Source organism: Dapis purpurea BLCC-M126, from assembly GCF_050015975.1.
In the GTDB taxonomy this organism is placed as follows: Bacteria; Cyanobacteriota; Cyanobacteriia; order Cyanobacteriales; family Microcoleaceae; genus Trichodesmium.
Map to the genome: position 1 here is coordinate 78,035 of NZ_JBNHER010000004.1, position 23,358 is coordinate 101,392.

24 protein-coding genes are annotated in these 23,358 nt (G+C 39.2%); 13 read left to right on the plus strand and 11 right to left on the minus strand.

What is annotated here, in order from left to right; genetic code table 11:
- Positions 1 to 90: 90 nt before the first annotated feature.
- The gene (locus tag ACP6PL_RS01210) at positions 91 to 963 is read right to left on the minus strand and encodes an alpha/beta fold hydrolase (protein WP_426541687.1); all 873 of its coding nucleotides are present in this window, start codon (positions 961 to 963) and stop codon (positions 91 to 93) included.
- A gap of 252 nt (positions 964 to 1,215) precedes the next feature.
- Here ACP6PL_RS01210 and ACP6PL_RS01215 point away from each other — a divergent pair, with 252 nt between their 5' ends.
- The 3 genes from ACP6PL_RS01215 (at position 1,216) to ACP6PL_RS01225 (ending at position 3,331) form a co-directional block, all read left to right on the plus strand.
- The gene (locus tag ACP6PL_RS01215) at positions 1,216 to 1,641 is read left to right on the plus strand and encodes a hypothetical protein (RefSeq protein WP_426541689.1); all 426 of its coding nucleotides are present in this window, start codon (positions 1,216 to 1,218) and stop codon (positions 1,639 to 1,641) included.
- 75 nt (positions 1,642 to 1,716) lie between these two features.
- Positions 1,717 to 2,928 (plus strand): tetratricopeptide repeat protein, encoded by a 1,212-nt coding sequence (locus ACP6PL_RS01220; protein WP_426541691.1) that lies wholly within the window; start codon positions 1,717 to 1,719, stop codon positions 2,926 to 2,928.
- A 133-nt stretch (positions 2,929 to 3,061) separates the two neighbouring features.
- Positions 3,062 to 3,331 (plus strand): cupin domain-containing protein, encoded by a 270-nt coding sequence (locus ACP6PL_RS01225; protein WP_426541693.1) that lies wholly within the window; start codon positions 3,062 to 3,064, stop codon positions 3,329 to 3,331.
- A gap of 101 nt (positions 3,332 to 3,432) precedes the next feature.
- Here ACP6PL_RS01225 and ACP6PL_RS01230 read toward each other — a convergent pair whose 3' ends face one another.
- Positions 3,433 to 3,822, minus strand: a complete 390-nt coding sequence (locus tag ACP6PL_RS01230; protein WP_426541695.1) for a nuclear transport factor 2 family protein — start codon at positions 3,820 to 3,822, stop codon at positions 3,433 to 3,435.
- 90 nt (positions 3,823 to 3,912) lie between these two features.
- Here ACP6PL_RS01230 and ACP6PL_RS01235 point away from each other — a divergent pair, with 90 nt between their 5' ends.
- The 7 genes from ACP6PL_RS01235 to ACP6PL_RS01265 all read left to right on the plus strand — a co-directional run bounded on the left by ACP6PL_RS01235 (position 3,913) and on the right by ACP6PL_RS01265 (position 11,432).
- On the plus strand, positions 3,913 to 4,437 hold the full coding sequence (locus ACP6PL_RS01235) for a DUF1499 domain-containing protein (protein ID WP_426541697.1): 525 nt from the start codon (positions 3,913 to 3,915) through the stop codon (positions 4,435 to 4,437).
- An 18-nt stretch (positions 4,438 to 4,455) separates the two neighbouring features.
- Complete coding sequence (locus tag ACP6PL_RS01240; RefSeq protein WP_426541699.1) at positions 4,456 to 4,602, plus strand: hypothetical protein; 147 nt, start codon at positions 4,456 to 4,458, stop codon at positions 4,600 to 4,602.
- Between the two features lie 122 nt (positions 4,603 to 4,724).
- Complete coding sequence (locus tag ACP6PL_RS01245; RefSeq protein WP_426541701.1) at positions 4,725 to 4,883, plus strand: hypothetical protein; 159 nt, start codon at positions 4,725 to 4,727, stop codon at positions 4,881 to 4,883.
- Positions 4,884 to 4,980: 97 nt separating this feature from the next.
- A complete protein-coding gene (locus tag ACP6PL_RS01250; RefSeq protein WP_426541703.1) occupies positions 4,981 to 5,175 on the plus strand; it encodes a hypothetical protein in 195 nt (64 codons plus the stop codon).
- Positions 5,176 to 5,327: 152 nt separating this feature from the next.
- Positions 5,328 to 6,686, plus strand: a complete 1,359-nt coding sequence (locus ACP6PL_RS01255; RefSeq protein ID WP_426541705.1) for a 16S rRNA (cytosine(967)-C(5))-methyltransferase — start codon at positions 5,328 to 5,330, stop codon at positions 6,684 to 6,686.
- Between the two features lie 245 nt (positions 6,687 to 6,931).
- Entirely contained in the window at positions 6,932 to 10,246 is a 3,315-nt protein-coding gene (locus ACP6PL_RS01260; protein ID WP_426541707.1) for a HEAT repeat domain-containing protein, read from the plus strand.
- Positions 10,247 to 10,463: 217 nt separating this feature from the next.
- Positions 10,464 to 11,432, plus strand: coding sequence for a 3'(2'),5'-bisphosphate nucleotidase (locus tag ACP6PL_RS01265; protein ID WP_426541709.1), 969 nt, complete (start codon positions 10,464 to 10,466; stop codon positions 11,430 to 11,432).
- 522 nt (positions 11,433 to 11,954) lie between these two features.
- Here the strand turns inward: ACP6PL_RS01265 and ACP6PL_RS01270 are convergent.
- From ACP6PL_RS01270 to ACP6PL_RS01300, 7 genes are all read right to left on the minus strand, one after another.
- Positions 11,955 to 12,524 (minus strand): Uma2 family endonuclease, encoded by a 570-nt coding sequence (locus tag ACP6PL_RS01270; protein WP_426541711.1) that lies wholly within the window; start codon positions 12,522 to 12,524, stop codon positions 11,955 to 11,957.
- Between the two features lie 269 nt (positions 12,525 to 12,793).
- Entirely contained in the window at positions 12,794 to 13,078 is a 285-nt protein-coding gene (locus ACP6PL_RS01275) for a hypothetical protein (protein ID WP_426541713.1), read from the minus strand.
- 116 nt (positions 13,079 to 13,194) lie between these two features.
- On the minus strand, positions 13,195 to 13,551 hold the full coding sequence (locus ACP6PL_RS01280) for a carboxymuconolactone decarboxylase family protein (RefSeq protein WP_426541715.1): 357 nt from the start codon (positions 13,549 to 13,551) through the stop codon (positions 13,195 to 13,197).
- 55 nt (positions 13,552 to 13,606) lie between these two features.
- Entirely contained in the window at positions 13,607 to 14,278 is a 672-nt protein-coding gene (locus tag ACP6PL_RS01285; protein ID WP_426541717.1) for a hypothetical protein, read from the minus strand.
- Positions 14,279 to 14,489: 211 nt separating this feature from the next.
- On the minus strand, positions 14,490 to 15,659 hold the full coding sequence (locus tag ACP6PL_RS01290) for an NAD(P)/FAD-dependent oxidoreductase (protein WP_426541719.1): 1,170 nt from the start codon (positions 15,657 to 15,659) through the stop codon (positions 14,490 to 14,492).
- A gap of 287 nt (positions 15,660 to 15,946) precedes the next feature.
- Entirely contained in the window at positions 15,947 to 16,390 is a 444-nt protein-coding gene (gene psbQ, locus ACP6PL_RS01295) for a photosystem II protein PsbQ (RefSeq protein ID WP_426541721.1), read from the minus strand.
- A gap of 343 nt (positions 16,391 to 16,733) precedes the next feature.
- Positions 16,734 to 17,528, minus strand: coding sequence for an SDR family NAD(P)-dependent oxidoreductase (locus ACP6PL_RS01300; RefSeq protein ID WP_426541723.1), 795 nt, complete (start codon positions 17,526 to 17,528; stop codon positions 16,734 to 16,736).
- A gap of 154 nt (positions 17,529 to 17,682) precedes the next feature.
- Between ACP6PL_RS01300 and ACP6PL_RS01305 the strand changes: the two genes are divergently transcribed.
- The 3 genes from ACP6PL_RS01305 (at position 17,683) to ACP6PL_RS01315 (ending at position 22,103) form a co-directional block, all read left to right on the plus strand.
- On the plus strand, positions 17,683 to 18,690 hold the full coding sequence (locus tag ACP6PL_RS01305) for a patatin-like phospholipase family protein (protein ID WP_426541725.1): 1,008 nt from the start codon (positions 17,683 to 17,685) through the stop codon (positions 18,688 to 18,690).
- A 574-nt stretch (positions 18,691 to 19,264) separates the two neighbouring features.
- Positions 19,265 to 20,485 (plus strand): geranylgeranyl reductase, encoded by a 1,221-nt coding sequence (gene chlP / locus ACP6PL_RS01310; RefSeq protein WP_426541727.1) that lies wholly within the window; start codon positions 19,265 to 19,267, stop codon positions 20,483 to 20,485.
- 1,027 nt (positions 20,486 to 21,512) lie between these two features.
- A complete protein-coding gene (locus ACP6PL_RS01315; protein WP_426541729.1) occupies positions 21,513 to 22,103 on the plus strand; it encodes a YdcF family protein in 591 nt (196 codons plus the stop codon).
- On the opposite strand, the gene ACP6PL_RS01320 is transcribed toward ACP6PL_RS01315, so the two are convergent.
- Positions 22,088 to 22,396, minus strand: a complete 309-nt coding sequence (locus ACP6PL_RS01320) for a DUF2288 domain-containing protein (RefSeq protein WP_426541731.1) — start codon at positions 22,394 to 22,396, stop codon at positions 22,088 to 22,090. The two genes, ACP6PL_RS01315 and ACP6PL_RS01320, sit on opposite strands and share 16 nt — an antisense overlap.
- An 82-nt stretch (positions 22,397 to 22,478) precedes the next feature.
- Entirely contained in the window at positions 22,479 to 23,114 is a 636-nt protein-coding gene (locus ACP6PL_RS01325) for a lysophospholipid acyltransferase family protein (RefSeq protein ID WP_426541733.1), read from the minus strand.
- Positions 23,115 to 23,358 lie beyond the last annotated feature (244 nt).

Consider the following 23,358-nt stretch of genomic DNA (forward strand, 5'->3'; position numbering starts at 1 on the left):
GCTTTTCATGTCGGCGACAGCCGAAACGCAATGACTATTCTAATGTACTGTTTTAGCTGAAATAGTCTACTACCCTCTACTACCTACTCCCTATTCTAAAAAATAATCAAGTAACGCCTGAGTTGTTTCCTCTGGCGCTTCCTCTGGCACAAAATGACCGCAAGGCAAAGCTTGACCGCGGACATCTATCGCTCTTTCTCGCCAGGTTTCCAATACATCATAACATTTTTCCATCACTCCCAACCCTCCCCACAATACCAATAACGGACATTGTATTTTGCTGTCAATATCTGCTTCATCATGTTCTAAGTCAATAGAAGCAGCAGCACGGTAGTCTTCACAAGTAGCATGAATACTCGCGGGTTCACTAAAACAACGAACATATTCTGCTATGGCAGTCTCAGTGAAGCCTGCTTGGTTAGCACTCCACTGTTTTAGTTTACTCTCCAAATAAAATGCAGGATCGGAACCGATGAGACGTTCAGGAATATTATTCGGTTCGAGGAGAAAAAACCAGTGGGAGTAAGCAGTAGCGAGTTGTTGGTTGACTGTTTGAAAAATTTTTCTTGTGGGTACAATGTCAAGCACTGCTGCTTTTTCCACACAGTCGGGGCGATCGAGTAATAGGCGATGGAGAACTCTACCGCCGCGATCGTGACCTGCTGCTAAGAATTTTGGGAAACCCAGAGCTGCCATTACTTCTACTTGGTCTTGGGCGGTGACTCGTTTGGAATAGGTGAGATGTTGGGGGTCTGAGGGTGGTTTGTCGCTGTCGCCGTAACCCCGCAAGTCTGTACAAATGACAGTGAAATGTTGGGCGAGGGTAGGGGCGACTTTGTGCCACATAATGTGGGTTTGAGGATAGCCGTGCAATAGTAGTAGTGGAGGTCCGTCTCCGCCTTTTGATAAATTAATGGTGACATTGGAAGTGGTGATTTTGTGGTAGGTAAATTGTTCAAACATAAGAATTTAGTCTGGTAGGTAAATAGTGATTTTTTTAGATTACTGGTAAGTTTAATTTAGTTGGGCTAGGCCATCTTAAAATATACTGATAATTTTACACGAAAAAAAAGCTTTACATCTTGATTTTTCAGGATTTCTCTTGGTACGGGGTGTAGAGTTTATGTAATTATACGATTATAATGTTGCTATCTGTTTTCTATTTCTGGCCTAGATACCACTTACACCTAATACTATTAACAAGGAGTAAAAATAATGGAACCTGTGTCATTAACTGCAGCAGCGATCGCTACTTTGGCTTTTACAAAAGCTCTGGAAAAAACTGTCGAAAAGTTTACTGAAGGAGCATTGAAAAAAATGGACGAGCTACGTCTGAAGATTTGGGATAGGTTAAAAGGTAATTCTAAGGCAGAAAAAGCTATAACAGCAGTTGAGCAAGGCTCGAAACAGGAAATAGAAAGATTGGCAGTATATCTCCAGGATGTGATGGAAGATGATCAGGAGTTTGCTGCTGAAGTCCAAGCACTAGCCAAAGAAATTGAGGCAGGAAAAAAACAAGAGCCGGGAATGAATCAGTATCTCTATGATAGTGCAAAAGGTATTCAGCAGGTTAAGGCAGAAGGTGGGACTAATTATATCGCAGCAGAAATTAATCAGACATTTTATGAAAAAAAGATATGACTCACTACACCAACACCAGAACCAATAAAATCAGAACCTCCCCAAAACCTGCCCTTGAGTGGGATGAAAAAGTTTTTGGGGCGCGATAAGGCATTAGCTACTCTGCACGAACAGTTACAAGAAAAAGTCCCCATATCTTCGATTTCGGGGATGGGAGGTATAGGCAAAACTGAACTTGCTCTCCAGTATGCTCAATTTCATTGGCAACAAAGGACTTATCCTGGTGGGGTTTGTTGGTTGCGAGTGCTGAATGGGGATGTTGTATTGCAAGGGAGATACGAAGCAGCAGAACCTTTGTTCCAACAAGCCATCGAAATCGACAAAATTGCCCTACCGGAAAATCATCCACAACTCGCCACCCACCTCAACAACCTAGCAGGATTATATCGTTCTCAAGGGAGATACGAAGCAGCAGAACCTTTGTTCCAACAAGCCATCGAAATCGACAAAATTGCCCTACCGGAAAATCATCCACAACTCGCCACCCACCTCAACAACCTAGCAGGATTATATCGTTCTCAAGGGAGATACGAAGCAGCGGAACCTTTGTTCCAACAAGCCATCGAAATCATCAAAATTGCCCTGCCAGAAAATCATCCACAACTCGCCACCCACTTCAACAACTTGGCAGAATTATATCGTTCTCAAGGCAGATACTCCGAAGCCGAACCTTTTTACCTACAAGCCATCGAAATCGACAAAATTGCCCTACCCGAAAATCATCCACAACTCGCCACCCACCTCAACAACTTGGCAGAATTATATGAATCTCAAGGGAGATACTCGGAAGCCGAACCTTTTTACCTACAAGCCATAGAAATCTTCAAAATTTCCCTACCAGAAAATCATCCATATCTTGCCTCCAGTCTCAACAACTTGGCAGAATTATATCGTTCTCAAGGCAGATACTCGGAAGCCGAACCTTTTTACCTACAAGCCATAGAAATCTTCAAAATTTCCCTACCAGAAAATCATCCATATCTTGCCTCCAGTCTCAACAACTTGGCAGAATTATATCGTTCTCAAGGCAGATACTCGGAAGCCGAACCTTTTTACCTACAAGCCATAGAAATCGACAAAATTTCCCTACCCGAAAATCATCCATCCCTTGCCACCCACCTCAACAACCTAGCAAATTTATATGAATCTCAAGGGAGATACGAGGCAGCCGAACCTTTGTACCAACAAGCATTAGATATGCTTGAACAAACATTAGGTGAGGAACATCCTCATACTAAAATTGTGCGCAAAAATCTTGAACTTTTTCGGCAACAACAACAGGGCTAGACAGGGATTTTGTCTCGGATATACGGATGCTGGAAAAGGATAACTGATAACTGTCGATCTAACCTCTGAAGTTTCATTATTTGATTTGAACTATTGTATAATTGTCGTTATTATACCGAATTTTATCAAAATCATGGAAGAGATATTTAACAATTTATTATCCCATAAAAATGTCAAAATTAACAAAATAATTTCACCCCCGAATTTTGTCAGTGAAGAGTTTATCCAAGAGGAAGATGAATGGGTAATTTTGCTCCAAGGTTCCGCTGTATTAGAAATCAATCAAACAACAACAAAATTAGTCAAAGATAGTTATATTTTCATCCCAGCAAAAACTCCACATAAAATCATCTCAACCGATGCAAATATAGAAACAATTTGGCTGGCAATTCATATTTATTAGTCTGTAGGATGGGCAAATATTTCAAATTCCTCTCTAACCATCTCCCCATCTCCCCATCTCCCCATCTCCCCATCTCCCCATCTCCCCATCTCCCTACTCCTCTACTTAATCAACGGACTACCATGATGATGAATCAGATACCAATTTCCCCCCATTATTTCAAAAATATTCGTTGCTATAGACTCAGCTTTTATTCTCCTACCTCGATTCACTTGCCTGAAATTTTCCACCACAACAACATAACCAATATCTCCATTAATTTCCGCCGTAATAACATCAAGATCGATTTCAATATAATCAGTATTTTTAAAGATTAAATCCCAAGAATTACGAATCTTATCAAAACCACGAATGGCATCACGGCCTGGATGGATACAAACCGTGTTAATACCCTTGGACAAAATGCCATCCAAAGCTACAATGTCCCGTTTCTCAAAAGCTCGATAAAATGCTTGATTTGCTGCTAAAATTGCTTGGTTTTCGTCACTCATATAATTTTTGACTTTAGATAGACAATAATTGTTATTACCAGGATAAAATAATATTTGGTAAATTCAATCAAATTATTTCCCTAATAGACTATGGAAACCACAGAAAAAAAATCTTCTAACATATTTCAGAAAATGTTTAACATTACCATAGTTTTATTGGTAGTTGTTGCCATTGTTGTCGGAATAAATATTGCCACTTCTGGCAAACTGACTTTATTTGCAGGCACTAGACCTGATAATCTTGGTGTATATTCTGGACGACTTGCACCTTGTCCCAGTAGTCCAAATTGTGTCAGTAGTTACAGTCAGGATGCACAACATGGTATTGCTTCCCTGGGTTATAACTCTGATCCGAAGACGGCAATAGCTAACCTCAAACAAATAATTGAATCAATACCTCGAACCAATATTGTTAAGGAAGAGGAAAATTATTTATATGCTGAGTTTACCAGTAAAATTATGGGGTATGTGGATGATGTCGAATTTTATGTAGATGAAGATGCTAATGCTATTCAAGTACGTTCCGCTTCCCGTTTAGGAGAAGGTGATTTAGGCGTTAACCGGGAACGAGTCGAAACTATTAGGGAAAAACTCAACGAACAAAAGACTAAGTAGTAGACTGACACAACTAAAATGGTGCGTTGCAACGCACCATCTGAAATAACAACCTCTGCAATAACTCTGATTCTGAAAGTCAAGTTGATTTTGTTGAGCGATCGCCATGACTTTCTGATAAATTCGTATCATAAAACTCAAAGCCAAAATTCTGTATTTTTATAGAATACAAAAAATTGCATTTCTACCAGATTGTTTAACAAAAATTAACTTAAAAGTTAATTTTGTTACAGAATTGAACTGAAGTAAATTGAGATACTATTTCGGTAATTTTATCAGCAACACTAATGAACAGCTTTAGTTTGGCTTCCCTGATCTTTCCAGCAATCTTAGGACTAATAACAGGAGTTGGTCACGGAATTATTTCCCATCAAGCAGACCTACCAATGTCCCTAACCGACCAACTTCAATTACCTTTACAAACTAATCAATCCTGGGAAAAATAAATATTGATTAAGAGTATCTAATTTTTATTAAAAGTATCTACTTATACAAAAATATTTGAGATAATGGAGATGTAAATAGTTAAGGATATCTAGAATTATGCAATTTCAGCACTCTGAAAATAGATCTGCTTTTGACCGAATTGTTGCTAGTTTTCTCGTAGCCTTTTCCATGTTCATAGTCAGTTACACTGCAACCCGTGTTTATCTAACTCAGTCATCACCAGTAAATGCTCAAGCAGAATCAAATGTTATCCCTCATCCAGCTTCGTTATGGAGCGAGTTGGGGCAATAATCATCATAAAAATTCATTAAGTGAGAAACTATAATCCGCCTTGAGTGCATAATTCTGTGAAAACCTGAGAATTATGCACTAACTTTTCAGATTATATCAGTTTTATAGACTAGGTTTGATCCATCCTCAACAATTTGTTCAAGTTAATTCCAGTGAATCATAACCCCCGTCAACTAGCTTTTGTTATCCTCCAAGAAATACATCGAAAACAAGCTTTTGCTGATTTTGCCCTAGATAAACATCTGAGAAAAAATGACTTAATTGATGCTAACCGCAGATTAGTTACAGAATTAGTTTATGGCTGTGTCAGAAGACAGCGATCGCTTGATGCTATTATCGATCAATTAGCAAAAAAGAAGTCTCACCAACAACACCCAGATTTACGCATTATTCTGCATATTGGTTTATATCAATTATCTTATTTAGAACAAATTCCAGAGTCGGCAGCAGTTGATACAACGGTTGAGTTTGCAAAACAAAATAAGTTTGCTAAATTAGCTGGTTTTGTTAATGGTTTACTCCGAGAATATATTCGGCGCGACTTGACTATAAATCTGCCAGAAAATCCAGTGCAAAAATTAGGAATATCCTATAGTTTTCCTGACTGGATTATTGAATATTGGATAGAAAAATTAGGTTTAACCGAAGCTGAAAAATTATGTTCTTGGTTCAATCAATCTCGAAGTATTGATTTAAGAATTAATCCCCTCAAAACTTCTCTTGAAGAAGTAGAAACAGCTATTAAAAATATAGGTATTTCTGTTAGTAGAATTGCCCAAATTCCCCAAGCATTAAGATTAACTGGAGCAGTGGGGCAAATTCAAAAATTACCAGGTTATAACGAAGGTTGGTGGTCAGTTCAAGATAGTAGCGCTCAGTTAGTTAGTTATTTATTAAATCCCCAACCTGGAGAAATAATAATTGATGCCTGCGCTGCTCCTGGAGGCAAGACAACTCATATAGCAGAATTAATGGGAGATAATGGTAAAATTTTTGCTATTGATAAAACTGCTTCTAGGTTGAAAAAATTAGAGCAAAATGCCGAGAGATTGCAGTTAAAATCTATTTCTATTTCTACAGGTGATAGTCGAAATTTACCACAATTTATAGATCGAGCAGACCGAGTTTTATTAGATGTTCCTTGTTCTGGTTTAGGAACATTACACCGTCGAGCAGATGCGCGTTGGAGACAAACTTTAGAGAATATTCAAGAATTGGCAAAACTTCAGAGTGAATTGTTAGAAACTGCGGCTAAATGGGTGAAACCAGGAGGTATTTTAGTATATGCAACTTGTACAATTTATCCTTTAGAAAATGAGGGAATTATTGAGGAATTTTTGGCTAATAATTATGAATGGAAAATTGAACCGCCAACCGTTGATTTTATGGTTTCACCTTGTGCAGAAGGATGGATAAAAGTTTGGCCTCATAGAGAACAAATGGATGGATTTTTTATGGTGAAATTAAAAAAGCAGTCAGTGTTCAGCAGTCAGCCATCAGCAAGAGAGTAATATGATTTCCGGGTAATAACTAATAGTTTGTAGTAGGGCTTGAGCCCGAACTATAGAAATTGCTCAAGCCCTACTACGAAATTTAATTATAACTATTTAACCGGAAATAATATAAGTCCTGATATTATTTAATCTATGCTATTCTAATCAGTATTTCAAGCCTCCAGCTTTAGTCGGAGGTACTGATAACTGATAACTGTTAACTGATAACTGAAATTACCAGTCACTCTACTAGAAGTAACATTATGGAATCATTTTTCTTAGGTTGGGAATTACCAAAAATAGCAGCTCCTTTGTTGGGTAGTGTTTTGAAACAGGGTGGCGATCGCCTCTTTCAATCTCTCAATAAAACAGATATAGAAAAGGCAATTGAATCTGGAGAAAAAGCTGTTAAAGAATGGGAAAAAATTCTCCATCCTCAAAAACTTTTATTCTATTCTGCTAAACCGGATGGATGGAATGGATTTAACAAATTTCTGAGGGAATATTTTCATAATTCTGGTGTTTTGCAGGAATTACAAAAACCATTAATTAATCAAGGTAAGCCAGATATTGATTTTTTAATTAGCATCTTTCAACAGGAAGCTGAAGCTAAAAATATTCAATTAAATTCAGAAGGTATACAGCCGTGGATAGAAACTTTTGTTAATGCTTATTTTCAACAAACCGATACTTATATTAAATTTCAGGTTGCTAAACAAAATTATTTTGAACAGTTAGCCAATTGGTTTGATGATGTGAAATTTGCCGGGATTTCTGTGCCTGGGCAAGAGGTGGAAAAGTCGGAGAAATTAGCTAATATTTTTGTGATGCCGGATGTGTTGGAAGATGCCTCTACGGGAGGTGGTTTTGAACGAGATTTATTGTTAGCTGGAAGTGGGGAAAAACTAGAAAGAGAATTATTAGTAAATACCACTAGCAGGAAATTTTTAGCCTCGGAATTATTGACTCAAAGTCGAGCGCAAAAATTCGTCATATTAGGTGCGCCTGGTTCGGGAAAAACAACTTTGATGAGTTATTTTGCCGTGATGTTGGCACAGAAACAGTCTCAATTTTTGGGTTTAGATACTGAAACTGACTGGTTGCCAATTTTAATAAGAATAAGCGACTTGGCAAGACATCCAGACAAAAGTATTCTCGAATATGCTCGGATTTTTGCTGAGAAAACGATGGCAGTTAAAACTTTACCGACGGGATTTTTTAAGCATTGGTTGGAAGATGGCAGGGCGTTGATATTGCTTGATGGTTTGGATGAAGTGGCGGAGTCAAGCAAACGTTATGATGTTGTCAAACGCATCAATAACTTTTTAGGAAAGCCGTTTGACACAAACCGCGCAATTATTACGTCTCGCCCGGCGGGTTATCAGCGCGACTTTTTCCGCACGGAGGAATTTGCCCACTATCAAATGCAGCGGTTTGATGATCAGAAGATTTCGGCGTTTATCAATAATTGGTATGACAGTCGGTTTAAGGATAAAGCGGAGGCAGAAAGACGAAAGGAGACTTTGCAAAAGGCGTTGGATGATAATGACAGGATAAAGTTGTTGGCACGGAATCCTTTATTGTTGACGATTATTGCTTTGATTCATCGGTATCAGGCGGTTTTGCCCAAGGAAAGATTTCGACTTTATGACAAGGCGGTGGAAACGTTGTTAACTTCTTGGGATGCGAATAAGGAGTTGAGTAGTGATGGGCGCTTGAAGTATTTGGGTTTGGATGATTTGCGCAGGTTGATGGAATTGTTGGCGTATTGGGTGCATACTCAGGGCAATATTGGCGATGAGGGTGGTACGTTGATAGAGAAGGATGAGTTGATAAGGCAGTTGCGGCGAGAGATTAAGAGGTTGAAGCAGGTGGAGTTGTATCAAGCGGAGGAAGAGGCGGAAAGATTTGTGGATTTGATTCGGGAACGCACTGGTTTGTTGAATGAGCAGGGACAAGACTATTATGCTTTTGTGCATAAGACGTTTCAGGAATATTTGTGTGCTGAGGATATTGATTATCAAGCGGATAATGAGGATGATTTTGAGATTGTGTTGGGTTGTATTCGGGAGCATTTGCATGAGTCGCATTGGGAGGAGGTTTTACTATTGCTGATAGCCCAACAAAAGCCGAAGAAGGTGGCAAAGGCGATGCGGGGGATCTTGGAGCGTGGTAGTGAGTATGAGGAGTGGTTACATCGGGATTTGTTGTTTGCTGGTAGTTGTTTGACGGAAGATCCGAAGGGGTTGCGGAGTGTTGATGGTGGGTTGGTGCGGGAGGTTTTGGAGAGGTTGGTTGAGTTGGAGGTGAGTAGTGAGGATAAGGTTGGTAAGAATGTTCGGGAGCAGGTTAAGCAGATTTTTTGTAGTTTGTATGAAACTGATTTTGAGGCGCAAGTTTTGGAGATGTTGAAAGAGCGGGCAGATTTGATTGATGAGGAGAGGTTGTTGGAATATCGAGGAGAGTTAGGAGAAAAGGATGAGGTAACTAGGGAGTTGCTGGCACTGCTTCAGGATGAGAATTATGATGTGCGTCGGAGGGCAGCCTTAGCTTTGGGAAATTTAAAGAATAGCTCAGAAACTGTAATCAACTCCCTACTACCACTGCTTGAGGATCGGCATTCTGATGTCTGTGATAGTGCAGCCTTTGCTTTAAGTAATTTGAGAAATAGCTCAGAAATCGCAACCAACTCCCTACTAGCACAACTTCAGGATGAGAATTATGATGTCCGTTGGATGGCAGCCAGTGCTTTAGAAAATTTGCAGAACAGCTCAGAAACCGTAATCAACTCCCTACTACCACTGCTTCAGGATCGGCATTCTGATGTCCGTTGGATAGCCGCCAATACTTTGGGCAGATTGGGAAATAGCTCAGAAACCGTAATCAAATCCCTACTACCACTGCTTCAGGATGAGAATTCTGATGTTCGTAGGAGTGCAGCCGAAGCTTTAGGCACACTGGGAAATAGCTCAGAAATCGTAATCAACTCCCTACTGGTAAGGCTTCAGGATGAAAATTATTTTGTGCGTGGGTGGGCAGCAATTGGCCTAGGCAAGTTGAACAATAGCCCAGGAACCTTAATTAACTGCCTACTGGCACTATTTCAGGATGAGAATTCTTTTGTGCGTGGGAGTGCAGCCATTGCTTTGGGAAATTTGAACAATAGCTCAGAAAACGTAATCAAATCCCTGGTAGCAAGGCTTAAGGATGAGAATTCTGATGTGCGTGGGATGGCAGCAATTGCTTTGGGAAATTTGAACAATAGCTCAGAAACTGTAATCAACTCTCTACTGGTAACGCTTCAGGATGAAGATTCTTACGTCTGTGTGAATGCAGCAATTGCTTTGGGAAATTTGAACAATAGCTCAGAAACTGTAATCAACTCTCTACTGGTAAGGTTTCAGGATAAGGATTATGATGTCCCTTGGAGGGCAGCCGAAACTTTAGGCAAACTAGGCAAAAAATCCAACAATATCCTCCCCACTATTGTTCAATGGATTCAACAACATCAAGATTCAGAATATGTCGGCAGAGGTATTGATGTGCTGTGGTATTTAGTTGTAGGTGAGGAAAGTTAAAACTATGAGGCAGTCTGTCAAAATTAAATAATTAGGGAGTGGGAGCAGGATGCTACCCTTATCAGTCAAACATTCATTGGTTGTTTTAAAAATCAACTGTTGCGCAACAGTTGCCCTAAGAATCAACATACTTCTTTTAGAAATTTCTTTGCCGAGGTGATGGGTGGTGCAATTTTTCTTCTATGCTATAAAAAGTACCTAAAATTTAAAACTACTCATGGCATACGATCGCGAAAAACAAATAGCAATAGAATCTGCCCTAGCAGCAGCTAAACTCTGTGAACAAGTGCGCGGGAATATACCCCCCGCAATGGAAAAGGGCGACAAAAGCCCTGTAACTATTGCTGACTATGGCGCTCAGGCATTAATTTGTAAAGTTTTGGCTGAGGCTTTTCCGGATGATCCAGTGGTGGGAGAAGAAGATGCAACCGATTTACAGACTCCGGAAATGGCGGAAAATTTGACAAAAGTGACAAATTATGTAAAGGAACAAATCACAGATGCTACCCCAGAACAGGTGGTACAGTGGATTAACCAAGGTAACGGTAAAGTTGGACCTCGTTATTGGACTTTAGACCCCATTGATGGCACAAAAGGGTTCTTACGTCAAGACCAATATGCTGTGGCGTTAGCATTAGTGGAAGGAGGAGAAGTTAAGGTTGGGGTGTTAGCTTGCCCGGCAATGCCAGTAGAAAATAACAAACCAGGAATGCTGTATGTAGCGGTGCGGGGTGAAGGGGCAGCAATGATGCCAATAGCAGGAGGTGAACTGACTCCTATTAAGGTTGTGCAGGCGGATGATACTGCTAATCTCCGGTTTGTGGAGAGTGTGGAAAGTTCCCACGGCGACCAAGATCGTCAGAATGCTGTAGCAAAGGCAGCAGGTATTACTGAACCATCAGTTAGGGTAGACTCCCAAGCTAAATATGGTATTGTGGCATCTGGAAAAGCTGCTTTATATTTGCGTTTGCCCTCACCGAAGTCTCCAAACTACCGGGAAAATATTTGGGATCATGCTGCTGGAGCGATCGTTGTTGAGGAAGCAGGGGGGCGCGTTACTGATATTAATGGTAAACCGTTAAATTTTGCTGATGGCTCAAAGATGGTTGATAACCGGGGTGTGGTTGTGAGTAATGGGATAATTCACGACCAGGTTTTATCTGCTTTACAGAGCTTTTCATCGTAAAATTTCGGTAAGCAGGAAAAGTGCCAGTTTTAACGGCTGGATGGAAGCGACTCGAAGGATTTTAATCCCTTCGTCAAGTCAAAAAAATCTGTTATTATTAACCAACAACTTTAAAAGTAGCCTCAATGGTCTTTTGGCCGGAGAGAGTAGTGGCAATTGACACCGCCTAGTGGACTGCTGCTGTATACGTACCACGGTACGGTACTGGCAATGTGGTTGTTTCGAGCAATGTGAAAATCGTAGTTTTAACCCGATTTACAGCTCCTCTGAAGAATCCACGCGACTTTAGTCCGTGGAGTGTCAAAATTAGGTGTTATCAGAAACCGGGTTTGTTGGAGATTAATGTTATTATGGCCGGGAATTTAATACAAACCCGGTTTCTCTGCTTTTTGTACACCGAATACTACCAGATTTGATATTAACAGGACTTACGCATGAGGTACGAAAAACTAGGGTTTGAGATTGCTTCCCTGTCGGTCGCAATGACGAAAATACCTTGTATTGCCTAAGTCCTAATTAATTCTAAATTCCAAAAGTGACATCTTCATATAAACTATCTATGCTAGTACGAAAGTCGATGCTTGTTAGGTGAATTTCACTACCTTGAGTGTAGGTGTGCAATACCCAAAGTCCCTCAGCATTGCGACAGAAGCATTCCAAACGTTGGCGTTTTTGGTTAATTAAAACGTATTCTTGCAAGGTTGGTAATTGCTGATAGTTAGCAAATTTATCACCCCGATCAAATGCTTCTGTGCTTTCGGATAAAACTTCCACAATTAAACAAGGATATTTTTTATGATTTACTAAGGCTTTATCTCTGGCATCACAAGTTACCATAACATCGGGATAGTAGAATGTATTGGCAGTTTCTATATGAGCTTTCATGTCCGACATATAGACACGACAACCAGTGCCTCGGATATAATTTCTTAACAGTGCAAATAGGTTTCCGGCAATAGTGACATGAGTATCACTAGCACCTGCTATTGCGTATACTTGTCCGTTAATGTATTCGTGTTTGATGGGACTGAGTTCTTCTTCTGCTAAATATTCTTCAGGAGAAATGCCGTTTGTATTTGGGTTGGCAATCATACGTTTTATCTGCTTTACAGGAATAGATATTTAGATCGGGGTATTTTTGAAAAGTACGGATTTTGATTGAGATCTCCCCTAGCCCCCCTTGAAAAGGTGGGATACAGCAGAAAGTACCCCTTATTAAGGGGGATTTAGGGGGATCAATGACTTATCAAACAACCTCTCAGTTTCCATGCTGTTAAATTTAGTAGTATTGGTATAATTCATTTTAGGTGTTTGGTCATCAAACCCCTACCAAGTGTTGACTCTTTATTTTGTTAAAAAGTTCAGGTACCCTTTACCTCTACCACGACTTTTCCATCTACCTTAACTGTAAACTGGCTTTCTCGAAAACCTGGAAGGATGGCGGGGCGTAGCTTCACAATTTCTATTTCATGTCCATCAATGTTATGTTGCCATGTCCTCTCACGAGAGGAAGAGAATTGGGAGGTCAGACTAAGTGGATTCTGAAGCTTAAGAGTTTCATCTCCTACACGGAGATCAGCAGCTCCTGTTATATTGTTCCATCGAAACTCAGCTGGTGTCCCATTGACTTCAAACTGAATATTCATATGCACTCCTCCTTGGGTTTGATCAGCATTTTTATGAGAGCTTGACTTAAAAGGATGCAATGATCCTTTTGTATGGTAAAAGAGATTAATAGACAAAAAACATAAAGATGTCAGAATTACTTGTTAAAATCACCCTCAAACTCATCCAAGCTGGAAAGGAAAAGTGTTGATGAGTGGGCTATTGTTGGTCCTCCACCAAATGCAACACCGACCATTGCTGCCTCCAGAATCTCGTCACGAGTTGCAGCAGCTTCTAGTGCTTTGTAAGTATGAAATACAATACAATATTCACAACGGTTGTAAACAGAAATACCAACACTCAAAATTTCTTTGTCTTTGGTGGAAAGGGCTCCTGGCTTGTAAGTAGCACCGAGCAGTCTCATGAATGATTGAGTAGCCTCCTTATTAGACTTTCCCAAACTTTTTAGACCTTCCATAAACTGATTAAGGATTTTTCGCGGTTCATAAGACATTCATGTAATCTCCTTTTTTTGCCAATGTATTCATAATTGGAGTAAACTCGTCGGACTAGCCCGCATAACAGTATGTACAACCTGCTTCTTGGGCGCGATTTACGGCATATACACCTGATGGGGCAATGTCAATGCCTTGGAACAGACCGTTCCTGAAATCCTTCTCTGCTTGCTCTTTTGGGAGTCCAACTTGATCTGCAGCCATTCCACTTACGACCTTAAGTGCCAGATTGCAGATGACCATGATCACGCCACGTTCAGCGATCATTTTCTCGTAGGTAAGTCCGGGGCGTAAAGGGATATTGTTATAGAAAATATTTCGTGTTGCGGGTGCGTTAGTTTTCGGGTCTGTCACTCCAATTGCCTCACCAATCTTGTATTTTGCCCACATTGCATCGTTAACCGCAAGTGGCATGGCGAAATGACGCATCACGACAACTGCGCTAAAGTCTTTATCAGTGAGATTTTCAAATTCTTCAGCTGTATCAAGGTAATTCAGCGCAAAGGCGGCACCCCAACCCTTACTTGGATTCACCGCATCGAACACCTGCTTATGTTTACCATTAATTTTAGCGACCCACTGGTCACCGACAACTAATGAAGAAGAAACTGGGGAAGTATTTTGAGCGCGTCCACTGAATTGGCAGCCAGCGACGACAGTTGCACTCCCGAGAGCGACACTACCGAGGAAGGCACGACGCCCCTTAATATAGGAACTAAGTTTCATGATGTAGATTCTCCTCACAAGTTATTATGTTGAACGTTTCCGTCTGGCTACAGAGCATACCATAATTCTGGCTCGTTGTTCACAAAAATTCTTGCTTTAGGAATGAAAATTCAATAAGCTCCAAAAATGGACACAGTAATGATAGACTAATTGTTATACAATTCTAACTTCTGAATTATAAATTCTAAATTCTCAATTCTAAATTCTCAATTCATTTAACAATCATTTTCTCAACTGCTTCTGCTGTCGCTGGAGCTAACAACACTCCATTCCGATAATGACCTGTTGCCAACAAGACATTTTTAAACCCTTCTAAATAACCAACTGCAGGAGCTGCTTGACCTTCTGGGCGAGGTCGCAAACCAGACCATTTCCTGAGAATGGTTGCATCTGCTAAACCCGGACAAAAACTAATTACTCTCGCCATCACCGTATCTAATAAACTGGAGTCAGCTACCACCTCACCGATATCGTTGGGAAATTCTACCGTTGATCCGACCCAATATTCATTTTCAGCCACTGGTACAATATTCACGTCATCTCCAGTTATCACTGGCTGAAAATCTGGGTTTCCTAAAGGCGCTGCTACTTGCAAATGTAATGCTTGACCCAATACGGGTACTATGGTAAACCTATTATCAAGATTTGATTTGCGCTTCAGTTGCAGGGAGCGTAGTTTACCTCCTTTTATTCCTTGCAAACATGGCAATGAACCTAACCCCGCAGCAACTACTAACCAGTCTACATCTGGTAAAGCAGGAGCTTTTTTTGTCTCATCCAAACTTTTTATATGTACTTGGCGACAACGATGTTCATTTTTGGGTTGAGAAATAGTTTCATATTCGGCAACTGTGACTCCAAAATGAAACTTGACACCATTTTGTTGAGCAGCTTCGACTAAAGCTAAAGTTAACTCAATAGGGTTAACTTGTAAATCTTGGGGAGAATAAATAGCTGCTGTTACCTCGGATGTTTGGAGTTGGGGGCAGCGATCCCTCAGTCGTTCCACATCCCACATTTCTAATGGCAAACCATCTGCTTCCCGAATATCTATTAATCTTTGCCATTTATCCAGATCGTCTCCAGGCACACACAACTGTAAAATACCTTGACGGTTATGGGAAATAGGGCGATTAATTTTTGCTTCCAACTCAGGAATTAAATTGTGATAAGTTTGCACACTCATGCGCCTCATTTTCCAAGGTCTGCCTTTAGCTTTTTGACTAATGACTCCCATTAAAACTCCCAAAGCAGCACCCGTAGATGCTTGAGCTGGCATTTGTTTATCTAATACTGTAATTTTTAAACCTTCTATTTTGCTGAGTTGATAAGCGATCGCCGCTCCAACTATTCCACATCCAATAATTACTATATGACTCATTTTTAATAGGGAGTAGGTATCGTTTCAGTTATCAGTTATCAGTTATCAGTTATTAGTTATTAGTACCTCTACCTAAAGTATGGGGATTGAAATACAGAATCTTCTTTTTTTTATCCTCTTAAAAGAGGAGGCGTAACTACCCAAATTTTTCGGTTAAAAAAACTGTAGGGGTTTGGTTTCCAAATCCCATTTTTGCTTAGGTTGAGAGACCAAACCCCTACGGTAAAATGTTACAACATAAGTGTGGGTTGCTATAGTTTTGACTTGAGCTGAATGCTAAAAGCTATTTAACTATTTTTTGGCACTAAACCTAAGAAAGTGTCAAAATCAGCTACTGCTTCTTTGTACTCACTCAGAGCTTGTTTTTTGTTCCCTTCTGCTGCTGCTACATCAATGTCCTCTAAGTCTTCAAATACTTTTTTTGCTGCATCCAGCACAGGTGTTTTATCTTTTGGCAATAATAGACTTTGGGTCAGATAATTAGTCTTACTCCGCAAATCTCCCAATGGCCCGTGAATAAATGTATCTACATTTATCCATTCTTCCTTTTTAATTAGGCTTTCTAGTTCACTCATGCGATCGCGCAAAGCAACTATTCTGGCCGTATATTGTTCAATTTTCTCTAATTGAGCATCTGAGTAAGTTGGCGGTGGAGTCGGAGAACTACAACTTGCCAAAAATGCTACTAATAGCGCCATTATCCATGCTACTATCGACCGTTTGTTTAACATAATCCCCTTTTAATTTGCCAAAGCTAATTTTAGTATTCTATTCTTAGATTTAAAATGGAAATGACCATTTTGGCAATAGTGAAGTATATTTATACGACTGTGGATTTAGGGTACAGACATTGGTCAATTTTGTTAGCTAAACATTTAGCCAGGAAAAACTTATACCGTTTTACTAAATTGAGAATGCTAGATTTGATAGGCTAAAAACTCTCACTAAACAACAGTTTCAGGCAATTATTTTACATTTATAGTTGGACATTATTTGTGACATCCTTAAAGTGAATTGGTATTAGTCATATATGACTTTTGACTTTTGACTTTTGACTTGCGCGTAGCGCTATACTTACTTATTTTGCTCAAAACTTTTAAAGCGTTTTTCTACTGCACTAGCTAAAGTTTCTCGTGGCAGGAAACGAGGACTATTAACAATTACCTGATTTAACAATCCTCCTGTAACAATATTAGACTGATTTTTTTCTAATGCTTGAAGAGCATCTTGTACTACTTCTTTTGCAGATGTCAATTTTTGTTTTGAACCTTCTCCACCAGAGTAAGGAAATTCTGCTCTCTGGAAAAAATCTGATTCTGTAGGTCCAGGACAAAGGGCTAATATATTCACCCCTGAATCTTGATTTTCTGCCCACAAAGCCTCACTAAAACTCAAAACAAATGCTTTAGTTGCACCATAAACAGACATATAAGGCAGAGGTTGAAATCCACCAATTGAAGCAACATTAATAATTCCACCGGACTGACGTTGTTGCATTCCGGGTAAAAATAAATGTGTTAATTCTACTAAAGCAGTAATATTTAATTGAATCATATTTACCTGCTTTTCTAGAGGTCTTTCGGCAAAATTTCCATAGTCACCAAAACCAGCATTATTAACTAATAAATCTATAGTTAATCCTTTGTGAGAAACTGCTTCAAATAGAGACTTTGTTGCTGCGGGTGCTGTTAAATCTTGAACTATTACATCGGTCTGAATTTGATATTGACTCTGTAACCTATTTGCTAATTTTTGTAGTTTATCTTCCGAACGAGCAACTAATACTAAATTGGCTTTTATCGCTGCTAATTCTTGGGCAAAAGTTTCACCAATTCCAGAAGAAGCACCTGTAATTAATGCAGTTTTCATCTAGCTTAAAATTAAGATATAACTCTCATATTTTGATAAATTAATTATACTTCATCAGATCGGCAAACTTTAGTAGACAGTAATGTAAAATTACTACTTAGTTTACTTCTAATTATTTTTAGTATTGCCAAATTAATACTGGAGAAAAGAAATTATGACTTTTCGTATTTTATGCTTAGATGGTGGTGGTATTAGAGGTGTTATGCCTGCTCGTATTCTTCAGAAAGTTGAGGAACAATTAGGTAGCCCTTTAAAAGACCACTTTGATATAATAGCTGGTACTTCAACAGGATCAATATTGGCTGTAGGAATTGGACTGGGGAAAAGCCCTGAAGAATTGCTAAATCTATATCTAGAGAAAGGCTTACAAATATTTCCCTACCAATCTCTCTTCTCACCCAAACGGCTACCACTAATTTTCCAATATGGTCTTTCTGCTCCGAAGTTTTCAGATGAAGGCTTAATGGCCGTACTTCAGGAGCAATATGGAGAGAAAAAATTTCCTGACATTACACCCGATCCTCATAAATTGATGGATTCGTTAAAAATTCTTGTTCCTAGCTACGATACTATTGGCCGTAATCCTGTGATATTTAAGAGCTGGCATCATAATAGCTGGTATGCGAAAATTCCACTCTGGGAAATTTGTCTCTCTTCTGCCTCAGCCCCAACTTATTTTCCGGCCCACCGGATCGAACAGGATGGACAGGTATACTCCTTGATTGATGGAGGGGTTTGTGCTAATAATCCTGTTTCCTGTGCTGTGGCAGAAGCTATCAAGTTACTACGTCAGTCTTCTAATAAATCTTTAGGAGATATTATTGACGAAATTAAAGTAATATCTATCGGTACTGGAGATCCTGCTTCTCCCATTCCCTGGGAGCAAGTGCGAGGTTGGGGACTTATTCAATGGGGTTTGCGTATTGCAGATGTATTTATGGATGCTCCCCCTGATATACATCGATATGTTGCCGAACAAATCATAGGTGGGACAGAAAATGACAGTCAATCACGCTATATTCGTCTACAACTACCTCTCAAGGAACCATTGCTAAAAATGGATGATGCTCGGCAAACAAATTTGCAGGCAATTTTGAATGAGACGGATGCCTATATTGATCAGGTAAAAGAAAAGTTAGAAAAATTATTGGCTAACTGGTAGGTATAAAGTTAAAAATCAGGTGGTGGTGCATAGTAATGGTAGAGAGTGTGTGGGGAGATGGGGAGATGGGGAGATGGGGAGTGTGGGAGATGGGGAGATGGGGAGATGGGGAGTGTGGGAGTACGGGAGATGGGGAGTACGGGAGAAATTAAAAATTATATAACTTAACCATTACCATGCAGGACTACCAAAAATCAAAAGTTAAAAGTTAAGTTTTTGAATTGATATTATACATTAATATCCCTTGTATTGCTAACAAATTGATTGATTATTAAGACTGACAAACAATTCTCTTTCAATATTTATGCTACTTGTATTATAAGGAGTTACAAAGCATCCTACTGAAGTGACATAGATTCTAGCATTTGCCATTACTCTTTAGGACATTCCCAAACTCTAAACTTTATGAATTTAACTTTTGACTCCTGCTAAAAGTCCATCAACTAGCAATTAGTATCAAAATATTAAGGTCTATTGCATTTTCTTCACATACCTCCACAAAACCAACTACGAGACCCAACTCCGTGATACCATCCCATACTTGTATATAGAAAAAAGATTAAGGAGAAGACCTTTGACTTTAAGGGTTGCTGTTGTTGGTTCTGGTCCAGCGGGTTCCTCTGCTGCCGAAACTTTAGTAAAAGCAGGCATTGAAACTTATTTATTTGAACGTAAACTAGATAACGCCAAACCTTGCGGTGGAGCTATTCCCCTTTGCATGGTTAGTGAATTTGACCTGCCATCAGAAATTATTGATCGCCGGGTTAGAAAAATGAAAATGATATCTCCCTCTAATGTTGAGGTAGATATCCATATAGAAAAAGAAGATGAATATATAGGTATGTGCCGTCGGGAAGTATTAGACGGCTTCCTACGAGACCGCGCAGCTTCCCTAGGAGCTAACCTAATTAATGGTACAGTTTATAAACTGGATATTCCTACTAATGATAGAGATCCCTACACTATTCATTACTCTGACCATTCAGAAGGAGATATTCAAGGAACAGCCAAAACCTTAAAAGTCGATTTAGTTATTGGAGCAGATGGTGCAAACTCCCGTGTAGCTAAAGCTATTGATGCTGGAGATTATAATTACGCGATCGCCTTCCAAGAGCGTATTCGTCTTCCTGACCATCTCATGGCATATTACGAAGACCTAGCAGAAATGTATGTGGGGGATGATGTGTCCCCAGACTTCTACGCTTGGGTATTCCCTAAATATGACCACGTTGCTGTAGGTACTGGCACAATGAAACCTAACCAGGCCAGAATTAAACAGTTACAAGCAGGTATTCGGGCTCGTGCGGCCAAACGCCTCGAAGGTGGGGAAATTATCAAGGTAGAAGCTCACCCTATTCCTGAACATCCTCGCCCTCGTCGGGTTCGTGGTAGAGTTGCTTTAGTGGGAGATGCTGCGGGTACTGTTACGAAGTCTTCTGGTGAAGGTATCTATTTTGCAGCTAAGTCAGCTCGGATGTGTGCTGAAACTATTGTTGAGACTTCTAATAATGGCGCTATTATCCCTACTGAAGCAGATTTGAAACTTTATTTGAAGCGGTGGGATAAAAAGTATGGCATGACTTACAAAGTATTGGATATTTTGCAGACAGTATTCTATCGTTCCGATGCTACTCGCGAGGCTTTTGTAGAAATGTGTGCTGATCGGGATGTACAGAAATTAACTTTTGATAGTTATTTGTACAAGACTGTTGTACCTGCTAATCCTTTGGTTCAAATGAAGATTACTGCTAAAACTATTGGTAGTATGCTTCGGGGTCATGCTTTAGCACCTTAACTAGCTATCAGCTTTTAGCATTCAGCTATCAGCTTTAATTCTGTAGGGAATTGGCAGAGTAAACTCCCTACAGAAATCTGAATCCTAGAAATATTTAAACATTTGGTACGAAGATTTTAGGAAGTTGATAATCACTTATCTATCTATAAAATTCCCAGAACTAATAAGGTTAATAAGACAAATGATTATAGCTAATTAAGTTAATCTTAAAATCCTGCCGAATATTACTTAGGGGTTTTATTATAAATTAAATAAAAAGTATTCTTAAATGCTAATGCTTTTTTGTAAGCTCAAGGCTATAGCAGTCGAAGCAAAAATTAGGGTATAGCTAAATGCTAAAACTCACAGTCAGAGATTACTTCTGACTTCTAACTTCTGACTTCTGACTTGCGCATAGCGCTATACATGGGGCTGTGGCTCAGATGGATAGAGCAAGCGCCTCCTGAAGTATCGGGCACCGTGTGAGGAAACTCCGTGAGTGAATGTGGTCAAACTCAAGGAAGCCTAAGTCTTTGATCGAGATAAGGTAATCTTGAGCCAAGCTTTACCTTATTACGGGTAAAGAAGGTGCAGAGACTAGAGTTTTAAGGAGTAATTAAAATTATCCTTAAGCGTTAGGCCACCACCTAAAGCTATAAAAGCTATGGTGAAGGGATAGTCCAGAGAGTGGGGAAACTCACACAAATCTGAAGCGCTAGGTCGCGCGTTCGAATCGCGCCAGTCCCGTCAATAAAGTCAAAAGTCAAAACTTTGATTGTATTTGACTTTTCTTGGGTTGTTTGGACTAAGGAATAGTATCACTACCCAGAAGTTAAAAGTTAAAAGTTAAAAGTTTAATTGTATTTGACTACAACAACTCTCTTTGTTAGTTTCCATATTGTCTATTGTTCTAAATTTACATCTCAAATGTAAATACTATGATATTATCTCTATTTCCTACTCCGGATGGTAGATAGTACTTTCTGAATATTGATATTGAAACTGTTTCCATCTGTAAGACTACAGATGGTTTTTTATTTTTAAAGATATGGTTTTGAGGGTAGTTTCCAGTAAAAAATTATATAAAGGATTAAAGATTTCTCGAATTTCCTGGTTTTTAGTAGGATTTTTGGTGACTTTTTGGATTAGTTACCAGCAATTTGCAGGTATTATTGAACCTCCTCAAGCTTTATTGGTACTTGGTGGGGCCATAGAAAGAGAAGTATTTGCCGCAGAATTTGCCCAGCAACATCCTAATCTAGATATTTGGGTATCTTCTGGCACTAACCCAGAATATGCAGAATGGTTATTCTCCCAGGCAGGTATATCACAAACCCGTTTACATCTAGACTATGATGCTGTAGATACTGTAACTAATTTCACGACAATAGTAGATAAACTAAAATCCCAAGGTATTACAAGTGTTTATTTAATTACTTCTGATGACCATATGCGTCGCGCTGTAGTTATCGGACAAATTATTTTGGGTAGTAGGGGTATTACTTTTACACCCCTACCAGTTCCCTCTGGGCGATCGCCAGAACCTATTGAAAAAGCTATTCGAGATGGTATGAGAGGGATTTTGTGGTTAACTACTGGTTATACCGGAGCCAATTTTATCCATCAATTATCCCCTTGAGTTTCCACAGGTTCTTGGATTAAGACAAAAGGCTGTACTATTAAAGCATTAAACTTTTTAGTATCGTTACTATTCCAAATCGACAATTGTTCTGCTGAGGGTTTATAAATAAGTTCTTGGTTCATCCAGTCTTGTACAGAAGATGTATTATCAGAAGCGATCGCTACTCCCACATCTAGCAAATCCAATTTTTGGTCTATAATTACTACAGAATCACGTTTAACATGGGGTACTAACCAATTCCATTCAGCCACATCCAAATTTTCAGCTAATTTTTCTCTAATATCTTCCATTTTCTTTCTAACTAATCTTTTTAAATAAGCACTCAGCACTCAGTAGAATTTAGAATTTAAAATTCAGAATTCTAAATTCTAGTTAACGTCCTAAATCGTGCATTTTGTTAATTATATCTGCGCATTTCTGACTAACCTGTTGTAACTCTTCTTTTTTAGTTGATTCAGGAGGAGGTATAATCTCTCCTATTCTGACAGTTATTGGTACAGAGTTAGCCATCAAACCTTGACGCTTTACTGCATGAGTACCCCAAATAGAAACTGGTAATAATGGTACTTTTGCTTTTGCAGCGATTAAAGCAGCACCTAATTTTGGTTCTGTAATTCTACCATCAGGAGTCCTGGTTCCCTGTAGAAAGATACCCACTGCCCATCCTTCTACTAAACTATTCATAGCTGAACGAATAGCACTTCTATCTGCCGATCCCCTTTTTACAGGATAAGCACCATATAGGGTAATTATCTGTTTCAAAATTGGCACATCAAATAATTCCTCTTTTGCCATATAAGCAACAGGTCTTCTGACGGAAACAGATACAATTGGAGGGTCTAAATCGCTAGCATGGTTACTAACTATGACTAAAGGTCCCTGTTGTGGAACATTTTCGGCACCATAAATATTGCTGCGAAAATAAAAACGAAGTATAGGAACTATTACTGACCATTTTAATAAGCGATAAAGAACTAAATTCTTAACTGGTTCACGATTTCTAGTCACAGGATTTTATCTGAATTTTAAGTAAGTCACTTTACATATAGCCTATAGCATTTTTCGTCCCAGTTGTACAGAAAATATCTATATAATTAGGGTTTGCTGAAAAAGTCTTTTTTAAGGAGTAGGGAAGTAGGAGAGTTGGGGAGTAATTTTTTTGCCCAACTCTTGCCCAAAATACTAACTTTTTCAGCATGAAGAGCAGAAAAAAAGGTACTTTTTAAAGACCTAAAAAGGCTAAAACCTTTAT